Source organism: Bacillus sp. AM 13(2015) (genome assembly GCF_001518755.1).
Lineage (GTDB): Bacteria > Bacillota > Bacilli > Bacillales > Bacillaceae > Bacillus > Bacillus safensis.
In genome coordinates this window covers 20268-37997 of record NZ_LKCP01000042.1, presented here as the reverse complement: position 1 = coordinate 37997, position 17730 = coordinate 20268, and the positions used below count along the sequence as shown (strand labels likewise).

The window sequence follows — 17730 nt, the reverse complement described above, 5'->3', positions numbered from 1 at the left end:
CTTTTGATGAACACCTGGGTATGTGGTTATAAAAAAGTAATGAAGGGAGGAATAACAACATGCTACAAATTAATCAGCTAATACGCAAAGGACGCGTGAGTAAAGTTGAAAACTCAAAGTGTCCTGCACTTAACAAAGGATACAACAGTTTCAAAAAAGAGCACACTAACGTAACATCTCCACAGAAGCGCGGGGTTTGTACTCGTGTCGGTACAATGACACCGAAAAAACCAAACTCAGCACTACGTAAATATGCTCGTGTACGTTTGTCTAACCTGATTGAGGTAACAGCTTACATTCCTGGTATCGGACATAACCTACAAGAGCACAGTGTAGTACTTATCCGTGGCGGACGTGTAAAAGACTTACCGGGTGTACGTTACCACATCGTTCGTGGTGCGCTTGATACTGCCGGAGTTGACGGTCGTATGCAAGGACGTTCTAAATACGGAACAAAACGCCCTAAACAAAGCAAATAATATAAACAAACATAAGGGTTTTTAGAAGTTGATAACAGATCAGTGGAGTCAGGAAGCTGACAATGATATTGAGATGAGAGACAGATAGAAATCCTTTTAAAAGAGAAGGGAGGCTATTCAGATGCCACGTAAAGGTCCTGTAGCAAAAAGAGACGTATTGCCAGATCCAATTTACAATTCTAAACTTGTATCTCGTTTGATCAACAAAATGATGATCGACGGTAAAAGAGGAAAGTCACAAACTATTCTCTACAAGTCATTTGATATCATCAAAGAACGTACTGGTAATGAAGCGATGGAGGTTTTCGAACAAGCCTTGAAAAACATCATGCCAGTTCTTGAAGTTAAAGCACGTCGTGTAGGTGGAGCTAACTACCAAGTTCCTGTAGAAGTTCGCCCAGACCGTCGTACTACTTTAGGTCTTCGCTGGTTAGTAAACTACGCTCGTCTTCGTGGAGAAAAAACGATGGAAGAGCGTCTTGCTAACGAAATCCTTGACGCAGCTAACAACACTGGTGCTGCTGTTAAGAAACGTGAAGACACACACAAAATGGCAGAAGCGAACAAAGCATTCGCTCACTACCGCTGGTAGGATTTATACCAAACTAAAAAAACTATTCCCTAATGAGGAAGGAGAAATTACCCAATGGCAAGAGAGTTCTCCTTAGACAAAACTCGTAATATTGGTATCATGGCTCACATCGATGCCGGTAAAACGACAACGACTGAGCGTATCTTGTACTACACTGGTCGTATCCATAAAATTGGTGAAACTCACGAAGGAGCTTCACAAATGGACTGGATGGAGCAGGAGCAAGAACGTGGTATTACAATCACTTCTGCTGCTACTACAGCACAATGGAAAGGTTACCGTGTAAACATCATCGATACACCAGGACACGTAGACTTCACTGTTGAAGTTGAACGTTCTTTACGTGTACTTGATGGTGCGGTTGCTGTCCTTGATGCACAATCAGGTGTAGAGCCACAAACTGAAACAGTTTGGCGCCAAGCAACAACTTACGGAGTACCTCGTATCGTATTCGTTAACAAAATGGATAAAACCGGTGCGGACTTCCTTTACTCTGTAAGCACATTAAGAGATCGTCTTCAAGCGAACGCTCATGCAATTCAATTGCCGATCGGCGCTGAAGATCAATTCGAAGGAATCATCGACCTTGTAGAAAACGTAGCATACTTCTACGAAGATGACCTTGGAACTCGCTCTGATGCACAAGAAATCCCTGCAGAGTATAAAGACAAAGCTGAAGAGCTTCGCAGCAGCCTAATTGAAGCTGTCGCTGAGCTTGATGAAGAGCTTATGGAAAAATACCTTGAGGGTGAAGAAATCACAATTCCTGAATTGAAAGCTGCAATCCGTAAAGGAACATTGAATGTTGAATTCTACCCAGTTCTTGTTGGATCTGCTTTCAAAAACAAAGGTGTTCAGCTTGTACTTGACGCTGTGCTTGACTACCTTCCTGCACCAACTGATGTTGCTGCAATCAAAGGTATCCTGCCAGATTCAAATGAAGAGGTTGTTCGTGAGTCTACTGATGACGCACCATTCGCAGCTCTTGCATTTAAAGTTATGACTGACCCTTATGTTGGGAAACTAACTTTCTTCCGCGTATACTCTGGAACACTTGATTCTGGTTCATACGTGAAGAACTCTTCTAAGAACAAGCGTGAACGTGTTGGACGTATCCTTCAAATGCACGCAAACAGCCGTGAAGAAATCTCTACTGTATACGCAGGGGATATCGCAGCAGCTGTAGGTCTTAAAGATACATCTACTGGTGACACTCTTTGTGACGAGAAAGATCTTGTTATCCTTGAGTCTATGGAATTCCCAGAGCCAGTTATCGATGTAGCTATCGAGCCTAAATCAAAGGCTGACCAAGATAAAATGGGTATCGCTTTAGCTAAACTAGCTGAAGAGGATCCAACATTCCGTACACAAACAAACCCTGAAACTGGTCAAACGATCATCTCTGGTATGGGTGAGCTTCACCTTGATATCATTGTTGACCGTATGAAGCGTGAGTTCAAGGTTGAAGCTAACGTAGGTGCTCCTCAAGTTGCGTACCGTGAAACATTCCGTTCTGGTGCAAAAGTTGAAGGTAAATTCGTACGTCAGTCTGGTGGACGCGGTCAGTTCGGACACGTTTGGATCGAATTCGAACCAAACGAAGAAGGCGCAGGCTTTGAATTTGAAAATGCAATCGTCGGTGGGGTTGTTCCACGTGAATACATCCCAGCAATTCAAGCAGGTCTTGAAGACTCACTTGAAAATGGTGTATTAGCTGGATTCCCATTAATCGACATCAAAGCAAAATTATTTGATGGATCTTACCACGATGTTGACTCGAACGAAATGGCGTTCAAAATTGCTGCATCTATGGCATTGAAAAATGCTGTCAGCAAATGTAACCCAGTTCTACTTGAGCCAATGATGAAAGTGGAAGTTGTTATCCCTGAAGAATACATGGGAGACATCATGGGTGATATCACATCTCGTCGTGGACGTGTAGAAGGTATGGAAGCTCGCGGTAACGCTCAAGTTGTTCGCGCTATGGTTCCACTTTCTGAAATGTTCGGATATGCAACTGCACTCCGTTCTAACACACAAGGACGCGGTACTTTCACTATGCACATGGATCACTACGAAGAAGTGCCTAAGAGCATCAGTGAAGAAATCATCAAAAAAAATAAAGGTGAATAATTGATTTTGCCTTTAAACTAAAGTATAACTACTATTGAAGATCAGAAAGTGAGAGGTAACTCTTCACTTTCTATCACTCTATACCAAATACAATGAACCTTTAAGGAGGATTTTTAGAATGGCTAAAGAAAAATTCGACCGTTCCAAATCGCATGCTAACATTGGTACAATTGGACACGTTGACCATGGTAAAACAACTCTAACTGCTGCTATCTCAACAGTTCTTCATAAGAAATCTGGTAAAGGTACAGCTATGGCTTATGACCAAATCGATGGTGCTCCAGAAGAGCGCGAGCGTGGAATCACAATCTCAACTGCACACGTTGAGTATGAAACTGAAACTCGTCACTATGCACACGTAGACTGCCCAGGACACGCTGACTATGTTAAAAACATGATCACTGGTGCTGCTCAAATGGACGGCGCGATCTTAGTAGTATCTGCTGCTGACGGTCCAATGCCACAAACACGTGAGCACATCCTACTTTCTCGTAACGTAGGTGTACCTTACATCGTAGTATTCCTTAACAAATGTGACATGGTTGACGATGAAGAGTTACTTGAACTTGTTGAAATGGAAGTTCGTGACCTTCTTTCTGACTATGACTTCCCTGGTGACGATGTACCAGTTATCAAAGGTTCTGCTCTTAAAGCTCTTGAAGGAGATGCTGATTACGAAGCAAAAATCTTTGAACTTATGGATGCGGTTGATGAGTACATCCCAACTCCAGAGCGTGACACTGAGAAGCCATTCATGATGCCAGTTGAGGACGTATTCTCAATCACTGGTCGTGGAACAGTTGCTACTGGTCGTGTTGAGCGTGGACAAGTTAAAGTCGGTGACGAAGTTGAAATCATCGGTCTTCAAGAAGAGAACGGTAAAACAACTGTTACAGGTGTTGAAATGTTCCGTAAACTTCTTGACTATGCTGAAGCTGGTGACAACATCGGTGCACTACTTCGTGGTGTATCTCGTGAAGATATCCAACGTGGTCAAGTACTTGCTAAACCAGGTACAATCACTCCACACAGCCGTTTCAAAGCTGAAGTTTATGTGCTTTCTAAAGAAGAGGGTGGACGTCATACTCCATTCTTCGCTAACTACCGTCCGCAGTTCTACTTCCGTACAACTGACGTAACTGGTATCGTACATCTTCCAGAAGGTACTGAAATGGTAATGCCTGGCGATAACACTGAGATGGAAGTTGAACTTATCTCTACTATCGCTATCGAAGAAGGAACTCGTTTCTCTATCCGTGAGGGTGGACGTACTGTAGGTTCTGGTGTCGTTTCAACTATCATTAAGTAATTAAACATACAAAAGAGACTCCTTGCAAAAGGGTCTCTTTTTTTGCTTTTCCAGATCAGAACGGCTACTATAAGCTATAGAATCTAAATGGAACCGAGAGGATCGCTGGAATGGCAAAGACATATTTAAAAAAATGGTTGATCGGCGGGATTGACCAATGGATTATGATGAAAGAAGATGAGACGAGTGAAACAAAGCCTATACTCTTATTTTTACACGGCGGGCCCGGCTCAGCTCAAATCAGTTATATTGATTCCTTTCACGAGGAGCTTGATCAGGACTTTACAGTTGTCCATTGGGATCAGCGAGGCGCAGGACTTTCCTATCAAGAGAATCTTCCCGATGCATCGATGACCATTAAGCAATTTATAGAAGACACGATTGAACTGACTGAGAAGCTCCTATCATATCTAGGTCACTCAAAATTGTATATCGCAGGATACTCGTGGGGATCATTAATTGCCATACAAGCAGTACATAAGCGTCCAGATCTTTATCATGCTTATTACGGGATTAGTCAGGTAGTAGACGTGTTAAAGGAAGATATCGTATCGTACGACCTTCTTATGAAGAAATACCATCGTAATTGGCTGTTTACTGGGTGTCTGCGATTACTGACGCCGCCTCCTTGGAAACGGACATCAGCTCATGCCTTGTTCTCTCTATATAAAGAGTTTGCAAGCGTAGGTCTCACGCATAGATGGAAGCCGGTTTTTCAAATGCTAAAAGGGTTTCTTTTTAGTAAGCAATATCAGCTGAAAGATAAATGGAAGTTCATGAAAGGGCAGAAGTTTAGTCAAGACAAGCTATGGAATCAGCTCATGAATGAGAGTATTCAATACCGAGTTTCTACTATATTAATACCGTGCTACTTTCTCATTGGCGATCACGACATGATTACCCCAGCTGCTGTATCAAAACCATATGTTGATCAATTAAAAGCACCCATCAAAGAATGGTTTACCTTTAAAGACTCTGCCCATTCCCCGCACATCGAGGAGCCAGATGAATTTATACGTATCATCAGAAAGACTGCTATACATCATCTTCAGGGAAAGCTTGATTTATAGGCTGAATCCCTGTATAATATGAAAAGTGTGCAAATCATAAATTTATCCGATTTATTATTGCAACACGCAGGCCAATTTGGTACAATAGTGCATGTTGGTCTTTGACTGCGATGAAGTGAGAGGTTGCTGACACACCCGGCCGCTTTGCCATGGCGAGGTGATCAGGTTTTTCTCACGGAGAACTGTCTAACGTAAGTAGGCGAAAAGGAGGGAAAATAATGGCAAAACAAAAAATTCGTATTCGTTTAAAAGCATATGATCATAGAATTCTTGATCAATCTGCTGAGAAGATTGTTGAAACGGCTAAGCGTTCTGGTGCTAGTGTATCTGGTCACACTCCGCTTCCAACTGAAAAATCAGTTTACACAATCCTTCGTGCGGTGCATAAGTACAAAGATTCTCGTGAGCAATTCGAGATGCGTACTCACAAACGTCTAATCGACATCGTGAATCCAACTCCACAAACAGTTGATGCACTTATGCGTTTAGATTTACCATCTGGTGTAGATATCGAAATCAAACTTTAATTCAAATAGAAAACACATATTATAGGAGGTGTGACTAATGACCAAAGGAATCTTAGGTAGAAAAATTGGTATGACGCAAGTATTCGCAGAAAACGGTGATCTTATCCCTGTAACTGTTGTTGAGGCTGCTGCTAACGTTGTTCTTCAAAAGAAGACTGTTGACACGGATGGCTATGAAGCAATCCAAATCGGTTTTGATGACAAACGTGAAAAGCTTTCTAACAAACCAGAGAAAGGCCACGTTGCTAAAGCGGAAACTGCTCCTAAGCGCTTCGTAAAAGAATTACGCGGTGCGGAGTTAGATGCGTATGAAGTTGGTCAGGAAGTCAAAGTTGATATTTTCGCAAATGGAGATATCGTAGATGTAACAGGAACATCAAAAGGTAAAGGATTCCAAGGGGCTATCAAACGCCACGGACAATCACGCGGACCAATGACTCACGGTTCACGTTACCACCGTCGTCCTGGTTCAATGGGACCTGTTGATCCAAACCGTGTATTCAAAGGTAAACTTCTTCCAGGTCGTATGGGCGGAGAGCAAATCACTGTCCAAAACCTTGAGATCGTTAAAGTTGATGCAGAACGCAATCTTCTATTGATCAAAGGAAACGTACCAGGAGCTAAAAAATCTCTAGTAACTGTAAAGAGTGCAGTTAAATCTAAATAACTCTCTTAGGAAAGGAGGAAACAAGTCATGCCAAAAGTAGCATTATTTAACCAAAACGGTTCTACTAACGGTGAAATCGAATTAAACGCTTCTGTGTTTGGAATTGAGCCAAACGAAAGCGTAGTATTCGATGCTATTCTTATGCAAAGAGCTTCCTTACGTCAAGGAACTCACAAAGTAAAAACTCGTTCTGAAGTACGTGGCGGAGGTCGTAAGCCTTGGAGACAGAAGGGTACAGGTCGTGCTCGTCAAGGTTCTATCCGTTCACCACAATGGCGCGGAGGCGGTATCGTATTCGGTCCAACACCACGCAGCTATTCTTATAAATTACCTAAAAAAGTTCGCCGCTTGGCTATCAAGTCAGTATTGTCTTCTAAAGTAATCGACAACAACATCATCGTTCTTGAAGATCTGACTCTTGATGCAGTGAAAACGAAAGAATTCGCAGGCATCCTTAAAGGATTATCTGTTGAGAAGAAAGCGTTGATCGTCACTGCGGATGCAAACGAAACAGTTGCTTTATCTGCTCGTAACATCCCTGGAGTAACAGTTGTTGAAGCTAACGGTATCAACGTTCTTGACGTTGTCAACCACGACAAACTTCTGATCACTAAAGCAGCGGTTGAAAAAGTAGAGGAGGGACTTGCATAATGAAAGATCCTCGTGATGTTCTAAAGCGCCCTATCATTACTGAACGTTCTGCTGATCTAATGACAGAGAAGAAGTACACGTTCGAAGTTGATGTCAGAGCTAACAAAACAGAAGTGAAAGACGCTGTTGAAGAAATCTTTGGAGTGAAAGTTGAGAAAGTCAACGTTCAAAACTACAAAGGAAAATCAAAACGCGTTGGACGCTACACTGGTATGACTAGCCGTCGCAGAAAAGCGATCGTGAAATTAACTGCTGACAGCAAAGAAATCGAAATTTTTGAAGCGTAAATCTTAAAAAGAAGGAGGGAAATTCAAAATGGCGATTAAAAAGTATAAACCAACCAGTAATGGTCGTCGTGGCATGACTACTTCAGATTTTGCTGAAATCACGACTGACAAACCAGAAAAATCGTTGCTTGCACCGCTACACAAAAAAGGCGGACGTAACAACCAAGGTAGATTGACTGTTCGTCATCAAGGTGGCGGTCACAAACGTCAATACCGTATCATCGACTTTAAGCGTGATAAAGACGGTATACCTGGACGCGTTGCTACAATCGAGTATGATCCAAACCGTTCAGCGAACATCGCTCTTGTAAACTATGCAGATGGTGAGAAACGTTACATTCTTGCTCCGAAAGGAATCCAAGTTGGTACTGAAGTTACTTCTGGACCAGAAGCTGACATCAAACCAGGTAATGCTCTTCCACTTATCAACATCCCAGTTGGTACAGTTGTGCATAACATTGAATTAAAACCAGGTAAAGGTGGACAATTAGTTCGTTCTGCTGGTACTTCTGCTCAAGTTCTAGGTAAAGAAGGTAAATACGTTCTTGTACGTTTGAACTCAGGAGAAGTTCGCATGATTCTTTCTGCTTGCCGTGCGACTATCGGTCAAGTTGGAAACGAGCAACACGAATTAATTAACATCGGTAAAGCTGGACGTTCTCGCTGGAAAGGCGTACGCCCAACAGTTCGTGGTTCTGTAATGAACCCTAACGATCACCCACACGGTGGTGGTGAAGGACGCGCTCCAATCGGACGTAAATCACCAATGTCTCCATGGGGTAAACCGACTCTTGGATTCAAGACTCGTAAGAAAACCAACAAGTCTGATAAATTCATTGTACGTCGTCGTAAAAACAAGTAACGGGGTTGTCTACGGTTCATTTAGGACCGTAGTTCAATCACGAAGGGAGGTTCCACAATGGCTCGCAGCTTAAAAAAAGGACCATTTGTTGATGATCATTTGATGGCTAAAGTCGAGAAATTGAATGAAACTGACAAAAAGCAAGTCGTAAAAACTTGGTCTCGTCGTTCTACAATTTTCCCACAATTCATCGGTCACACAATCGCTGTCTATGACGGACGCAAACATGTACCTGTTTTCATTTCTGAAGATATGGTAGGTCACAAATTGGGCGAATTCGCACCAAGCCGTACTTACAAAGGTCATGCTAGTGACGATAAAAAAACAAGACGCTAATGAGAGGAGGCTTTTAAATGCAAGCTAAAGCTGTCGCAAGAACAGTCCGTATTGCTCCTCGTAAAGCACGTCTAGTAATGGACCTGATCCGAGGTAAGCAAGTAGGAGAAGCAGTTTCTATCTTAAACCTTACACCTAAGGCTGCTTCACCAATTATTGAAAAAGTATTAAAATCTGCTATCGCAAACGCTGAGCACAACTACGAGTTGGACGCTAACAGCCTAGTGATTACTCAAGCATTCGTTGACGAAGGTCCAACACTTAAGAGATTCCGTCCACGTGCTATGGGTCGTGCGAGCGCAATTAACAAACGTACTAGCCACATTACAATCGTTGTATCAGAAAAGAAGGAGGGATAATCCGTGGGTCAAAAGGTAAATCCAGTAGGTCTTCGTATTGGCGTCATTCGTGATTGGGAATCTAAATGGTTCGCAGGAAAAGATTACGCTGACTTCTTACATGAAGACTTGAAAATCCGTGAATTCATCAGCAAGCGTTTGTCTGACGCGTCTGTTTCTAAAGTAGAAATCGAACGTGCTGCAAACCGCGTAAATATCACAATCCACACGGCTAAACCAGGTATGGTAATTGGTAAAGGCGGATCTGAAGTTGAAGCACTTCGTAAAGCTCTTAACAGCCTAACTGGCAAACGTGTACACATCAACATTCTTGAAATCAAGAGAGCAGATCTTGATGCTCAGCTAGTTGCTGAAAACATCGCTCGTCAACTTGAAAACCGTATTTCATTCCGTCGTGCACAAAAACAAACAATCCAACGCACAATGCGTGCTGGAGCACAAGGAATCAAAACAATGGTTTCTGGTCGTCTTGGCGGTGCAGATATTGCTCGTTCTGAATATTACAGTGAAGGTACTGTTCCATTGCACACACTTCGTGCTGACATCGACTATGCTACTGCTGAAGCTGATACTACTTATGGTAAGCTTGGCGTAAAAGTATGGATCTATCGTGGAGAAGTCCTTCCAACTAAGAAGAATACTGCGGAAGGAGGAAAATAATATGTTATTGCCAAAACGCGTGAAGTATCGCAGAGAACATCGTGGAAAAATGCGTGGTCGTGCAAAAGGCGGTACTGAAGTACATTTCGGTGAGTACGGTATCCAAGCTCTTGAAGCTTCTTGGATCACAAACCGTCAAATCGAAGCTGCTCGTATTGCTATGACTCGTTACATGAAACGTGGCGGTAAAGTTTGGATTAAAATTTTCCCTTCTAAGCCATACACAGCTAAACCTCTAGAGGTCCGCATGGGTTCCGGTAAAGGTGCTCCAGAAGGATGGGTAGCTGTAGTAAAACCGGGCAAAGTTTTATTTGAAATTTCTGGTGTGTCTGAAGAAGTGGCTCGTGAAGCTCTTCGTCTTGCATCTCACAAATTGCCAATTAAAACGAAGTTCGTAAAACGTGAAGAAATTGGTGGTGAATCAAATGAAAGCTAATGAAATTCGTGACCTTACCACTGCTGAAATTGAACAAAAAGTAAAGTCTCTTAAAGAAGAACTTTTCAATCTTCGTTTCCAATTAGCGACTGGGCAGCTTGAAAATACTGCTCGCATTCGTGAAGTGCGTAAATCAATCGCACGCATGAAAACTGTGATTCGTCAAAGAGAAATCGCTGCTAATAAATAATAATTAGAGGGGAGGCCCCGCAAACATGAGCGAACGTAACCAACGTAAAGTGTATCAAGGTCGTGTTGTTTCTGACAAAATGGATAAAACCATCACTGTTGTAGTTGAAACATACAAAAAGCATTCACTTTATGGCAAACGTGTAAGATACTCTAAAAAGTTCAAAGCACATGATGAAAACAACCAAGCAAAAATCGGAGACATCGTAAAGGTCATGGAAACTCGTCCTTTATCTGCGACTAAACGCTTTCGTCTAGTTGAAGTTGTCGAAGAAGCCGTTATTATCTAATAAAGTTCGGATTTCTTTTTCCGAAAGGAGGTAACATTAATGATTCAACAGGAGACTCGTTTAAAAGTAGCTGACAACTCTGGCGCACGCGAAGTACTAACGATTAAAGTTCTTGGTGGCTCTGGACGTAAAACGGCTAACATCGGTGATGTCATTGTTTGTACGGTTAAACAAGCAACACCTGGAGGCGTTGTCAAAAAAGGTGAAGTTGTGAAAGCAGTTATCGTTCGTACTAAGAGCGGAGCTCGCAGAAACGATGGATCTTACATCAGTTTCGACGAAAATGCTTGTGTCATCATCCGTGACGACAAGAGCCCACGTGGAACTCGTATCTTCGGACCAGTAGCACGTGAACTTCGTGAAAACAACTATATGAAAATTGTTTCTCTAGCACCAGAAGTACTTTAATGAATACAATCCGCGACTCAAGGAGGTGCGATTAAATGCATGTTAAAAAGGGCGATAAAGTAGTGGTTATCTCTGGTAAAGATAAAGGTAAACAAGGTGTCATCCTTGCTGCTTTCCCTAAAAAGGAACGTGTTTTAGTAGAAGGTATTAACCTTGTGAAAAAACACTCTAAACCAACCCAAGCTAACCCTCAAGGCGGGATTTCTGAACAAGAAGCGCCGATCCACGTATCAAACGTAATGCCGCTTGATCCTAAAACGGGTGAAGTGACACGTGTTGGGTATAAAGTTGAGGACGGAAAGAAAGTCCGTGTAGCGAAAAAATCTGGGCAAGTTCTAGATAAATAGTAAATAAGGAAGGGAGGTCTTTCTCATGAACCGCCTTAAAGAAAAGTATGTAAAAGAAATTACACCTGCATTAGTTTCTAAGTTTGAATACACTTCAGTAATGCAAGTGCCAAAAATCGAAAAAATCGTGATCAACATGGGTGTTGGTGACGCCGTTCAAAACGCTAAAGCAATCGATACTGCTGTTGAAGAATTAACGTTTATCGCTGGTCAAAAACCTGTCGTTACTCGTGCGAAGAAGTCTATTGCTGGATTCCGTCTACGTGAAGGAATGCCAATCGGTGCGAAAGTAACACTTCGCGGAGAGCGCATGTATGATTTCCTTGATAAACTTATTTCTGTGTCTTTACCACGTGTACGTGACTTCCGCGGGATTTCTAAGAAATCTTTCGACGGTCGTGGAAACTACACGCTTGGTATTAAAGAACAGTTAATCTTCCCAGAAATTGATTACGATAAAGTAACAAAGGTCCGCGGTATGGATATCGTTATCGTTACTACTGCCAATACGGACGAAGAAGCACGTGAGTTATTAACTCAAGTAGGTATGCCGTTCCAGAAATAATCAATGAAAGGGAGGCGAAATCGTGGCTAAAAAGTCTATGATTGCGAAACAACAACGCAAACAAAAGTTTAAAGTTCAAGAGTATACGCGCTGCGAACGTTGTGGACGTCCACATTCAGTTATTCGTAAGTTTAAACTTTGCCGTATTTGTTTCCGCGAACTTGCATATAAAGGACAAATTCCTGGCGTTAAAAAAGCCAGCTGGTAATCCCCATAAATGGGAAGGAGGTTATTAAATAATGGTTATGACAGATCCGATTGCAGATTTGCTGACTCGTATTCGCAATGCGAACATGGTACGTCATGAGAAGCTAGAAGTACCGGCTTCAAAAATCAAAAGAGAAATTGCTGAAATCTTAAAGCGTGAAGGTTTTATCCGTGACGTTGAGTACGTCGAAGACAGCAAACAAGGAATTATCCGTTTGTTCCTTAAATACGGCCAAAACAACGAACGTGTTATCACTGGTCTTAAAAGAATCAGTAAACCTGGTTTACGCGTATATGCGAAATCAAATGAAGTACCACGTGTACTTAACGGACTTGGAATCGCAATTATTTCAACATCACAAGGTGTTTTATCGGACAAAGAAGCCCGTGCTAAACAAGCTGGTGGAGAAGTACTTGCTTACGTATGGTAAAAAAAGTTTAAGATGAATGGAGGTGCTTGGTATGTCTCGTATAGGTAAAAAACTAATCGAGATCCCTTCAGGAGTAACTGTGACAAACAACGATAACACAGTGACAGTAAAGGGACCAAAAGGTGAACTAACTCGTGCATTTCACCCTGATATGGAAATTAAAATTGAGGACAACGTCTTAACTGTAAGCCGTCCGTCTGAAAATAAAGAACACCGTGCATTACATGGTACAACACGTAGCTTGATTGCTAACATGGTTGAAGGTGTATCTAAAGGTTTCGAAAGAGGTTTAGAACTTATCGGTGTCGGTTACCGTGCAGCTAAATCTGGAAACAAACTTGTTCTTAACGTTGGATACTCTCACCCAGTTGAAATCGTTCCTGAGGCTGGAGTTGAAGTAGAAGTTCCATCTCAAACGAAAGTAATCGTTAAAGGTATCGATAAAGAGCGTGTAGGAGCTCTAGCTTCTAACATCCGCGCTGTCCGTGCTCCAGAGCCTTACAAAGGTAAAGGAATTCGTTACGAAGGTGAATTCGTTCGCCGTAAAGAAGGAAAAACTGGTAAGTAAGATCGCTTAAAGTGAAGAAAGGAGTGACTCGGATGATTACGAAAACTAGCAAAAACGCTACTCGTCTTAAAAGACATGCTCGTGTTCGTGCGAAACTTTCAGGTACTGCTGAAAGACCTCGCCTTAACGTTTTCCGTTCTAACAAGAATATCTACGCTCAAGTAATTGATGATGTTAACGGTGTAACACTTGTAAGTGCTTCTACTCTTGATAAAGAGTTAAAGATCGAGAATAGTTCTGACACTGCAGCTGCTACGAAAGTTGGCGAACTTGTTGCAAAACGTGCTGTTGAAAAAGGAATCTCTAACGTGGTATTTGACCGCGGAGGATACCTATATCATGGACGTGTAAAAGCTCTAGCTGAAGCTGCTCGTGAGGCTGGACTTAAATTTTAATAAAAGAAGGAGGGACACATCCGAATGAGTCGTATTGACCCAAGCAAATTAGAGTTAGAAGAACGCTTAGTTACGGTTAACCGCGTAGCGAAAGTTGTTAAAGGTGGACGTCGTTTCCGTTTTGCAGCTTTAGTTGTTGTCGGTGACAAAAACGGTCATGTAGGTTTCGGTACTGGTAAAGCACAAGAAGTACCAGAAGCGATCCGCAAAGCTGTTGAAGATGCGAAAAAGAATTTAATTGAAGTACCAATGGTTGGAACTACAATTCCACATGAAATCATCGGTCGATTCGGTGCAGGAAACGTTCTATTGAAGCCTGCTTCAGAAGGTACAGGAGTTATCGCTGGAGGCCCAGTGCGTGCGGTACTTGAGCTTGCTGGTCTAGCTGATATCCTTTCTAAATCTCTAGGTTCTAATACACCGATCAACATGATCCGCGCAACACTTCAAGGTTTAAGTGAGCTTAAACGTGCTGAAGATGTAGCGAAGCTTCGTGGAAAATCTGTAGAAGACCTGTTAGGATAAGGAGGGAACAATAATGGCAAATAAATTAGAAATTACCCTCAAACGCAGTGTTATCGGTCGCCCTGAAGATCAGCGTGTCACTGTTCGTACTCTTGGTCTTAAGAAAACAAACCAAACAGTCGTACATGAAGACAATGCAGCGATCCGCGGCATGATTAACAAGGTGTCTCATTTAGTTTCTGTTAAAGAACAATAAAACATTTTTAATCGATAAGGAGGTGCCCAAATGAAACTTCATGAATTGAAGCCTTCAGAAGGTTCACGTAAAGTACGCAACCGTGTTGGTCGTGGTATTGGATCAGGTAACGGTAAAACTTCTGGTAAAGGTCATAAAGGTCAAAACGCTCGTTCTGGCGGCGGTGTACGCCCTGGTTTCGAAGGTGGTCAGATGCCTTTATTCCAACGCCTTCCAAAACGTGGTTTTACAAACATCAACCGTAAAGATTACGCGGTAATCAACTTAGACAGATTAAACAGTTTTGACGAAGGAACGGAAGTAACTCCTGAACTTCTTCTAGAGACTGGTGCAATAAGCAAGTTAAAAGCAGGAGTAAAAATTCTTGGCAACGGTAAATTAGAAAAAAAATTAACTGTAAAAGCCAATAAATTCTCTGCTTCTGCGAAAGAAGCGATTGAAGCTGCTGGCGGTACAGCCGAGGTGATCTAACTTGTTTAAGACAATCTCCAATTTTATGCGCGTGAAAGATATACGGAATAAGATTATATTCACACTTTTAATGTTAGTCGTCTTTCGTATAGGTGCTTTCATCCCTGTGCCTAATGTGAACGCCGAAGTTCTCCAGGCACAGGATCAAATGAGCGTTTTCGGAATCCTCAACACGTTTGGGGGCGGGGCACTTTTCCAATTCTCCATTCTTGCAATGGGGATTATGCCGTATATCACTGCTTCGATCATCATTCAGCTCTTGCAGATGGATGTTGTTCCGAAGTTTACTGAGTGGTCAAAGCAAGGAGAGGTTGGCCGCCGAAAATTAGCACAATTCACAAGGTATTTTACAATTGTTCTAGGATTTATCCAGGCGTTAGGAATGTCATATGGATTCAACAATATGGCAGGAGGCATGCTGATTGAAAACCCTGGTGTATCAACGTATCTCTTAATTGCGGTCGTACTCACTGCGGGAACAGCATTTTTAATGTGGCTGGGCGAGCAGATTACTGCTCACGGTGTTGGTAACGGTATTTCGATTATTATCTTTGCCGGTATCATCGCTGGTATCCCTCAAACATTAAAACAAGTGTACGCTCAACAATTTGTAGGTGGAGATGGACAGCTGTTCATGCAAATCCTTAAAATTGCCCTTATTGTAATTGCCATTCTTGTCATTGTTATCGGTGTTATTTACATTCAAATGGCAGTGAGAAAGATTGCAATTCAATATTCAAAAGGTACTGGTCGTGCACAAATGTCTGCTAGTCAAGCAACGCACCTTCCATTGAAAGTGAATCCAGCAGGGGTGATTCCAGTCATCTTTGCCGTTTCTTTCATTATTACTCCGCAGACGATCGCATCGTTCTTCGGAACCAATAATGTGACAACTTGGATAACCAACAACTTTGACTATACTAAGCCAATCGGTATGACGATTTATGTAGCACTGATTGTTGCTTTCACATATTTTTATGCCTTTGTCCAAGTCAATCCTGAACAAATGGCTGAAAATCTGCAAAAGCAGGGTGGCTATATCCCGGGAGTTCGTCCAGGGAAAATGACTCAAGATAGAATTACGAGCATTTTGTACCGACTCACGTTTGTGGGCGCCATTTTCTTAGCCGTGATTTCAATACTTCCTATCTTTTTCATTCAATTCGCTGGATTACCTTCCGCTGCACAAATTGGCGGCACAAGTCTTCTCATTGTTGTAGGTGTTGCACTTGAAACAATGAAACAGCTTGAAAGCCAATTAGTGAAACGAAATTACCGTGGATTTATGAAATAAAACAGAGGGCTGGGCAGCTGCCCAACCTCTCTAAGTAAGGAAGGGGAAATCCGAAATGAACTTAGTCTTAATGGGGCTTCCGGGTGCTGGTAAAGGCACTCAGGCAGAACGAATTGTTGATGATTATGGGATCCCTCATATCTCAACAGGAGATATGTTCCGCGCTGCTATGAAAGAGGAGACACAACTTGGGCTCGAAGCAAAATCCTTTATCGATAAAGGAGAGCTTGTTCCTGATGAGGTCACAATCGGTATTGTTAGAGAAAGACTTGGCAAAAATGATTGTGAACAAGGTTTTCTTCTGGACGGATTTCCGCGAACAGTCGCTCAGGCTGAAGCTTTAGAAGAAATTCTAAAGGACCTTGGCAGAACGATTGATTATGTCATTAATATTAAAGTCGATAAAGATGCTTTGATGGAGCGTCTGACTGGCCGAAGAATTTGCAAAAATTGCGGAGCAACATATCATTTAGTATTTAATCCACCTGCGAAAGAAAATGTTTGTGACAAGTGTGGAGGCGAGCTTTATCAACGTGCAGATGATAATGCAGAAACCGTTTCGACTAGACTTGAAGTGAACTTAAAGCAGACTGAACCTTTACTGAACTTCTATTCAGAAAAAGGATATCTTGCAAACATTGATGGTGCGAAGCACATTAACGATGTATATGCAGATATCAAGGACCTGCTTGGAGGATTAAATAAATGATTATCTGTAAAACTCCTCGCGAGCTTGAGATTATGAGAGAAGCTGGACGTATTGTCGCACTGACTCATGAAGAGCTGAAGAAACACATAAAACCAGGTATTTCGACAAAAGAATTGGATCAAATTGCCGAACGTTTTATTACAAAGCAGGGTGCAATCCCATCTTTTAAAGGGTATAATGGTTTTCGCGGGAGCATTTGCGTTTCGGTGAATGAAGAACTCGTTCACGGTATTCCTGGTAAACGGGTTTTACGTGATGGTGACATCATTAGTATCGATATTGGCGCAAAGTTAAATGGCTATCATGGTGACTCTGCTTGGACTTATCCAGTTGGGGTAATCAGTGATGAAGACCGCAAACTACTGGAAGTCACAGAGGAATCTCTATATAAAGGCTTACAGGAAGCAAAGCCAGGCGAACGTCTGTCGAACATTTCCCATGCCATACAAACGTATGTTGAAAATGAGAATTTTTCAGTTGTTAGAGAATATGTTGGACATGGGGTCGGACAGGATCTTCATGAGGACCCTCAAATTCCTCATTATGGTCCGCCCAACAAAGGCCCACGGCTAAAACCTGGGATGGTGTTGGCCATCGAACCGATGGTGAACGCAGGCAGCCGATATGTGAAAACATTGGCTGATAACTGGACGGTTGTAACGGTTGATGGGAAAAAGTGTGCTCACTTTGAGCATACGATTGCGATTACAGATACAGGTTTTGATATACTGACTAAGATTTAGGTCTTCACTGAAGCCTTTCAGGCC

The 17730-nt window shown here is 42.2% G+C and carries 29 protein-coding genes; all 29 read left to right on the top strand.

What is annotated here, in order from left to right; genetic code table 11:
• The first annotated feature begins 59 nt into the window (after positions 1-59).
• The 29 genes from rpsL (at position 60) to map (ending at position 17706) form a co-directional block, all read left to right on the top strand.
• Positions 60-479 (top strand): 30S ribosomal protein S12, encoded by a 420-nt coding sequence (gene rpsL / locus AOQ70_RS06370; RefSeq protein ID WP_059375261.1) that lies wholly within the window; start codon positions 60-62, stop codon positions 477-479.
• Between the two features lie 121 nt (positions 480-600).
• Positions 601-1071 carry a 30S ribosomal protein S7 gene (gene rpsG, locus AOQ70_RS06365; RefSeq protein ID WP_003216884.1) on the top strand — a complete coding sequence of 157 codons (471 nt, stop codon included), beginning with the start codon at positions 601-603 and terminating at the stop codon, positions 1069-1071.
• Between the two features lie 54 nt (positions 1072-1125).
• Positions 1126-3204 carry an elongation factor G gene (fusA, locus tag AOQ70_RS06360; protein WP_048240166.1) on the top strand — a complete coding sequence of 693 codons (2079 nt, stop codon included), beginning with the start codon at positions 1126-1128 and terminating at the stop codon, positions 3202-3204.
• A 118-nt stretch (positions 3205-3322) separates the two neighbouring features.
• Entirely contained in the window at positions 3323-4513 is a 1191-nt protein-coding gene (gene tuf, locus AOQ70_RS06355) for an elongation factor Tu (RefSeq protein ID WP_034283892.1), read from the top strand.
• A 110-nt stretch (positions 4514-4623) separates the two neighbouring features.
• A complete protein-coding gene (locus AOQ70_RS06350) occupies positions 4624-5583 on the top strand; it encodes an alpha/beta fold hydrolase (protein WP_059375258.1) in 960 nt (319 codons plus the stop codon).
• A 218-nt stretch (positions 5584-5801) separates the two neighbouring features.
• Positions 5802-6110, top strand: a complete 309-nt coding sequence (gene rpsJ, locus AOQ70_RS06345; protein ID WP_059375256.1) for a 30S ribosomal protein S10 — start codon at positions 5802-5804, stop codon at positions 6108-6110.
• Positions 6111-6147: 37 nt separating this feature from the next.
• Positions 6148-6777, top strand: coding sequence for a 50S ribosomal protein L3 (rplC, locus tag AOQ70_RS06340; RefSeq protein ID WP_024425597.1), 630 nt, complete (start codon positions 6148-6150; stop codon positions 6775-6777).
• A 27-nt stretch (positions 6778-6804) separates the two neighbouring features.
• On the top strand, positions 6805-7428 hold the full coding sequence (rplD, locus tag AOQ70_RS06335; RefSeq protein ID WP_007496312.1) for a 50S ribosomal protein L4: 624 nt from the start codon (positions 6805-6807) through the stop codon (positions 7426-7428).
• A complete protein-coding gene (gene rplW, locus AOQ70_RS06330; RefSeq protein ID WP_003217016.1) occupies positions 7428-7715 on the top strand; it encodes a 50S ribosomal protein L23 in 288 nt (95 codons plus the stop codon). The genes rplD and rplW overlap by 1 nt, the downstream gene beginning before the upstream one ends.
• Before the next feature lie 28 nt (positions 7716-7743).
• Complete coding sequence (gene rplB / locus AOQ70_RS06325; protein ID WP_024425599.1) at positions 7744-8577, top strand: 50S ribosomal protein L2; 834 nt, start codon at positions 7744-7746, stop codon at positions 8575-8577.
• A gap of 57 nt (positions 8578-8634) precedes the next feature.
• The gene (rpsS, locus tag AOQ70_RS06320) at positions 8635-8913 is read left to right on the top strand and encodes a 30S ribosomal protein S19 (protein ID WP_003216920.1); all 279 of its coding nucleotides are present in this window, start codon (positions 8635-8637) and stop codon (positions 8911-8913) included.
• A gap of 17 nt (positions 8914-8930) precedes the next feature.
• The gene (gene rplV / locus AOQ70_RS06315) at positions 8931-9272 is read left to right on the top strand and encodes a 50S ribosomal protein L22 (RefSeq protein WP_007496316.1); all 342 of its coding nucleotides are present in this window, start codon (positions 8931-8933) and stop codon (positions 9270-9272) included.
• Between the two features lie 3 nt (positions 9273-9275).
• Positions 9276-9932: a 30S ribosomal protein S3 gene (gene rpsC, locus AOQ70_RS06310; protein WP_003217241.1), complete on the top strand. Its 657-nt coding sequence runs from the start codon at positions 9276-9278 to the stop codon at positions 9930-9932.
• Position 9933: 1 nt separating this feature from the next.
• A complete protein-coding gene (gene rplP / locus AOQ70_RS06305; protein ID WP_003156478.1) occupies positions 9934-10368 on the top strand; it encodes a 50S ribosomal protein L16 in 435 nt (144 codons plus the stop codon).
• Positions 10358-10558 carry a 50S ribosomal protein L29 gene (gene rpmC, locus AOQ70_RS06300; RefSeq protein WP_003217155.1) on the top strand — a complete coding sequence of 67 codons (201 nt, stop codon included), beginning with the start codon at positions 10358-10360 and terminating at the stop codon, positions 10556-10558. Before rplP ends, rpmC begins: the two co-directional genes overlap by 11 nt.
• A 25-nt stretch (positions 10559-10583) precedes the next feature.
• Positions 10584-10847, top strand: a complete 264-nt coding sequence (rpsQ, locus tag AOQ70_RS06295) for a 30S ribosomal protein S17 (RefSeq protein WP_003216906.1) — start codon at positions 10584-10586, stop codon at positions 10845-10847.
• A gap of 39 nt (positions 10848-10886) precedes the next feature.
• On the top strand, positions 10887-11255 hold the full coding sequence (gene rplN / locus AOQ70_RS06290) for a 50S ribosomal protein L14 (protein ID WP_003216882.1): 369 nt from the start codon (positions 10887-10889) through the stop codon (positions 11253-11255).
• 35 nt (positions 11256-11290) lie between these two features.
• Complete coding sequence (gene rplX / locus AOQ70_RS06285; RefSeq protein WP_008356538.1) at positions 11291-11602, top strand: 50S ribosomal protein L24; 312 nt, start codon at positions 11291-11293, stop codon at positions 11600-11602.
• Positions 11603-11627: 25 nt separating this feature from the next.
• Entirely contained in the window at positions 11628-12167 is a 540-nt protein-coding gene (gene rplE, locus AOQ70_RS06280; protein ID WP_024425600.1) for a 50S ribosomal protein L5, read from the top strand.
• A 22-nt stretch (positions 12168-12189) separates the two neighbouring features.
• Positions 12190-12375 carry a 30S ribosomal protein S14 gene (gene rpsN, locus AOQ70_RS06275; RefSeq protein WP_008356542.1) on the top strand — a complete coding sequence of 62 codons (186 nt, stop codon included), beginning with the start codon at positions 12190-12192 and terminating at the stop codon, positions 12373-12375.
• Between the two features lie 31 nt (positions 12376-12406).
• Positions 12407-12805, top strand: coding sequence for a 30S ribosomal protein S8 (rpsH, locus tag AOQ70_RS06270; protein WP_007496327.1), 399 nt, complete (start codon positions 12407-12409; stop codon positions 12803-12805).
• A 31-nt stretch (positions 12806-12836) separates the two neighbouring features.
• Positions 12837-13373 (top strand): 50S ribosomal protein L6, encoded by a 537-nt coding sequence (rplF, locus tag AOQ70_RS06265; RefSeq protein WP_008345395.1) that lies wholly within the window; start codon positions 12837-12839, stop codon positions 13371-13373.
• A gap of 32 nt (positions 13374-13405) precedes the next feature.
• Entirely contained in the window at positions 13406-13768 is a 363-nt protein-coding gene (gene rplR, locus AOQ70_RS06260) for a 50S ribosomal protein L18 (protein ID WP_008356544.1), read from the top strand.
• A 24-nt stretch (positions 13769-13792) separates the two neighbouring features.
• On the top strand, positions 13793-14293 hold the full coding sequence (gene rpsE / locus AOQ70_RS06255; RefSeq protein ID WP_007496332.1) for a 30S ribosomal protein S5: 501 nt from the start codon (positions 13793-13795) through the stop codon (positions 14291-14293).
• A 13-nt stretch (positions 14294-14306) separates the two neighbouring features.
• Entirely contained in the window at positions 14307-14489 is a 183-nt protein-coding gene (gene rpmD / locus AOQ70_RS06250; RefSeq protein WP_003217067.1) for a 50S ribosomal protein L30, read from the top strand.
• A gap of 30 nt (positions 14490-14519) precedes the next feature.
• Positions 14520-14960: a 50S ribosomal protein L15 gene (gene rplO / locus AOQ70_RS06245; RefSeq protein WP_003216888.1), complete on the top strand. Its 441-nt coding sequence runs from the start codon at positions 14520-14522 to the stop codon at positions 14958-14960.
• 1 nt (position 14961) lies between these two features.
• The gene (secY, locus tag AOQ70_RS06240; RefSeq protein WP_007496334.1) at positions 14962-16254 is read left to right on the top strand and encodes a preprotein translocase subunit SecY; all 1293 of its coding nucleotides are present in this window, start codon (positions 14962-14964) and stop codon (positions 16252-16254) included.
• Between the two features lie 55 nt (positions 16255-16309).
• A complete protein-coding gene (locus tag AOQ70_RS06235) occupies positions 16310-16963 on the top strand; it encodes an adenylate kinase (protein WP_024425604.1) in 654 nt (217 codons plus the stop codon).
• A complete protein-coding gene (map, locus tag AOQ70_RS06230) occupies positions 16960-17706 on the top strand; it encodes a type I methionyl aminopeptidase (protein ID WP_003217210.1) in 747 nt (248 codons plus the stop codon). Before AOQ70_RS06235 ends, map begins: the two co-directional genes overlap by 4 nt.
• The last annotated feature ends 24 nt before the right edge of the window (positions 17707-17730 follow it).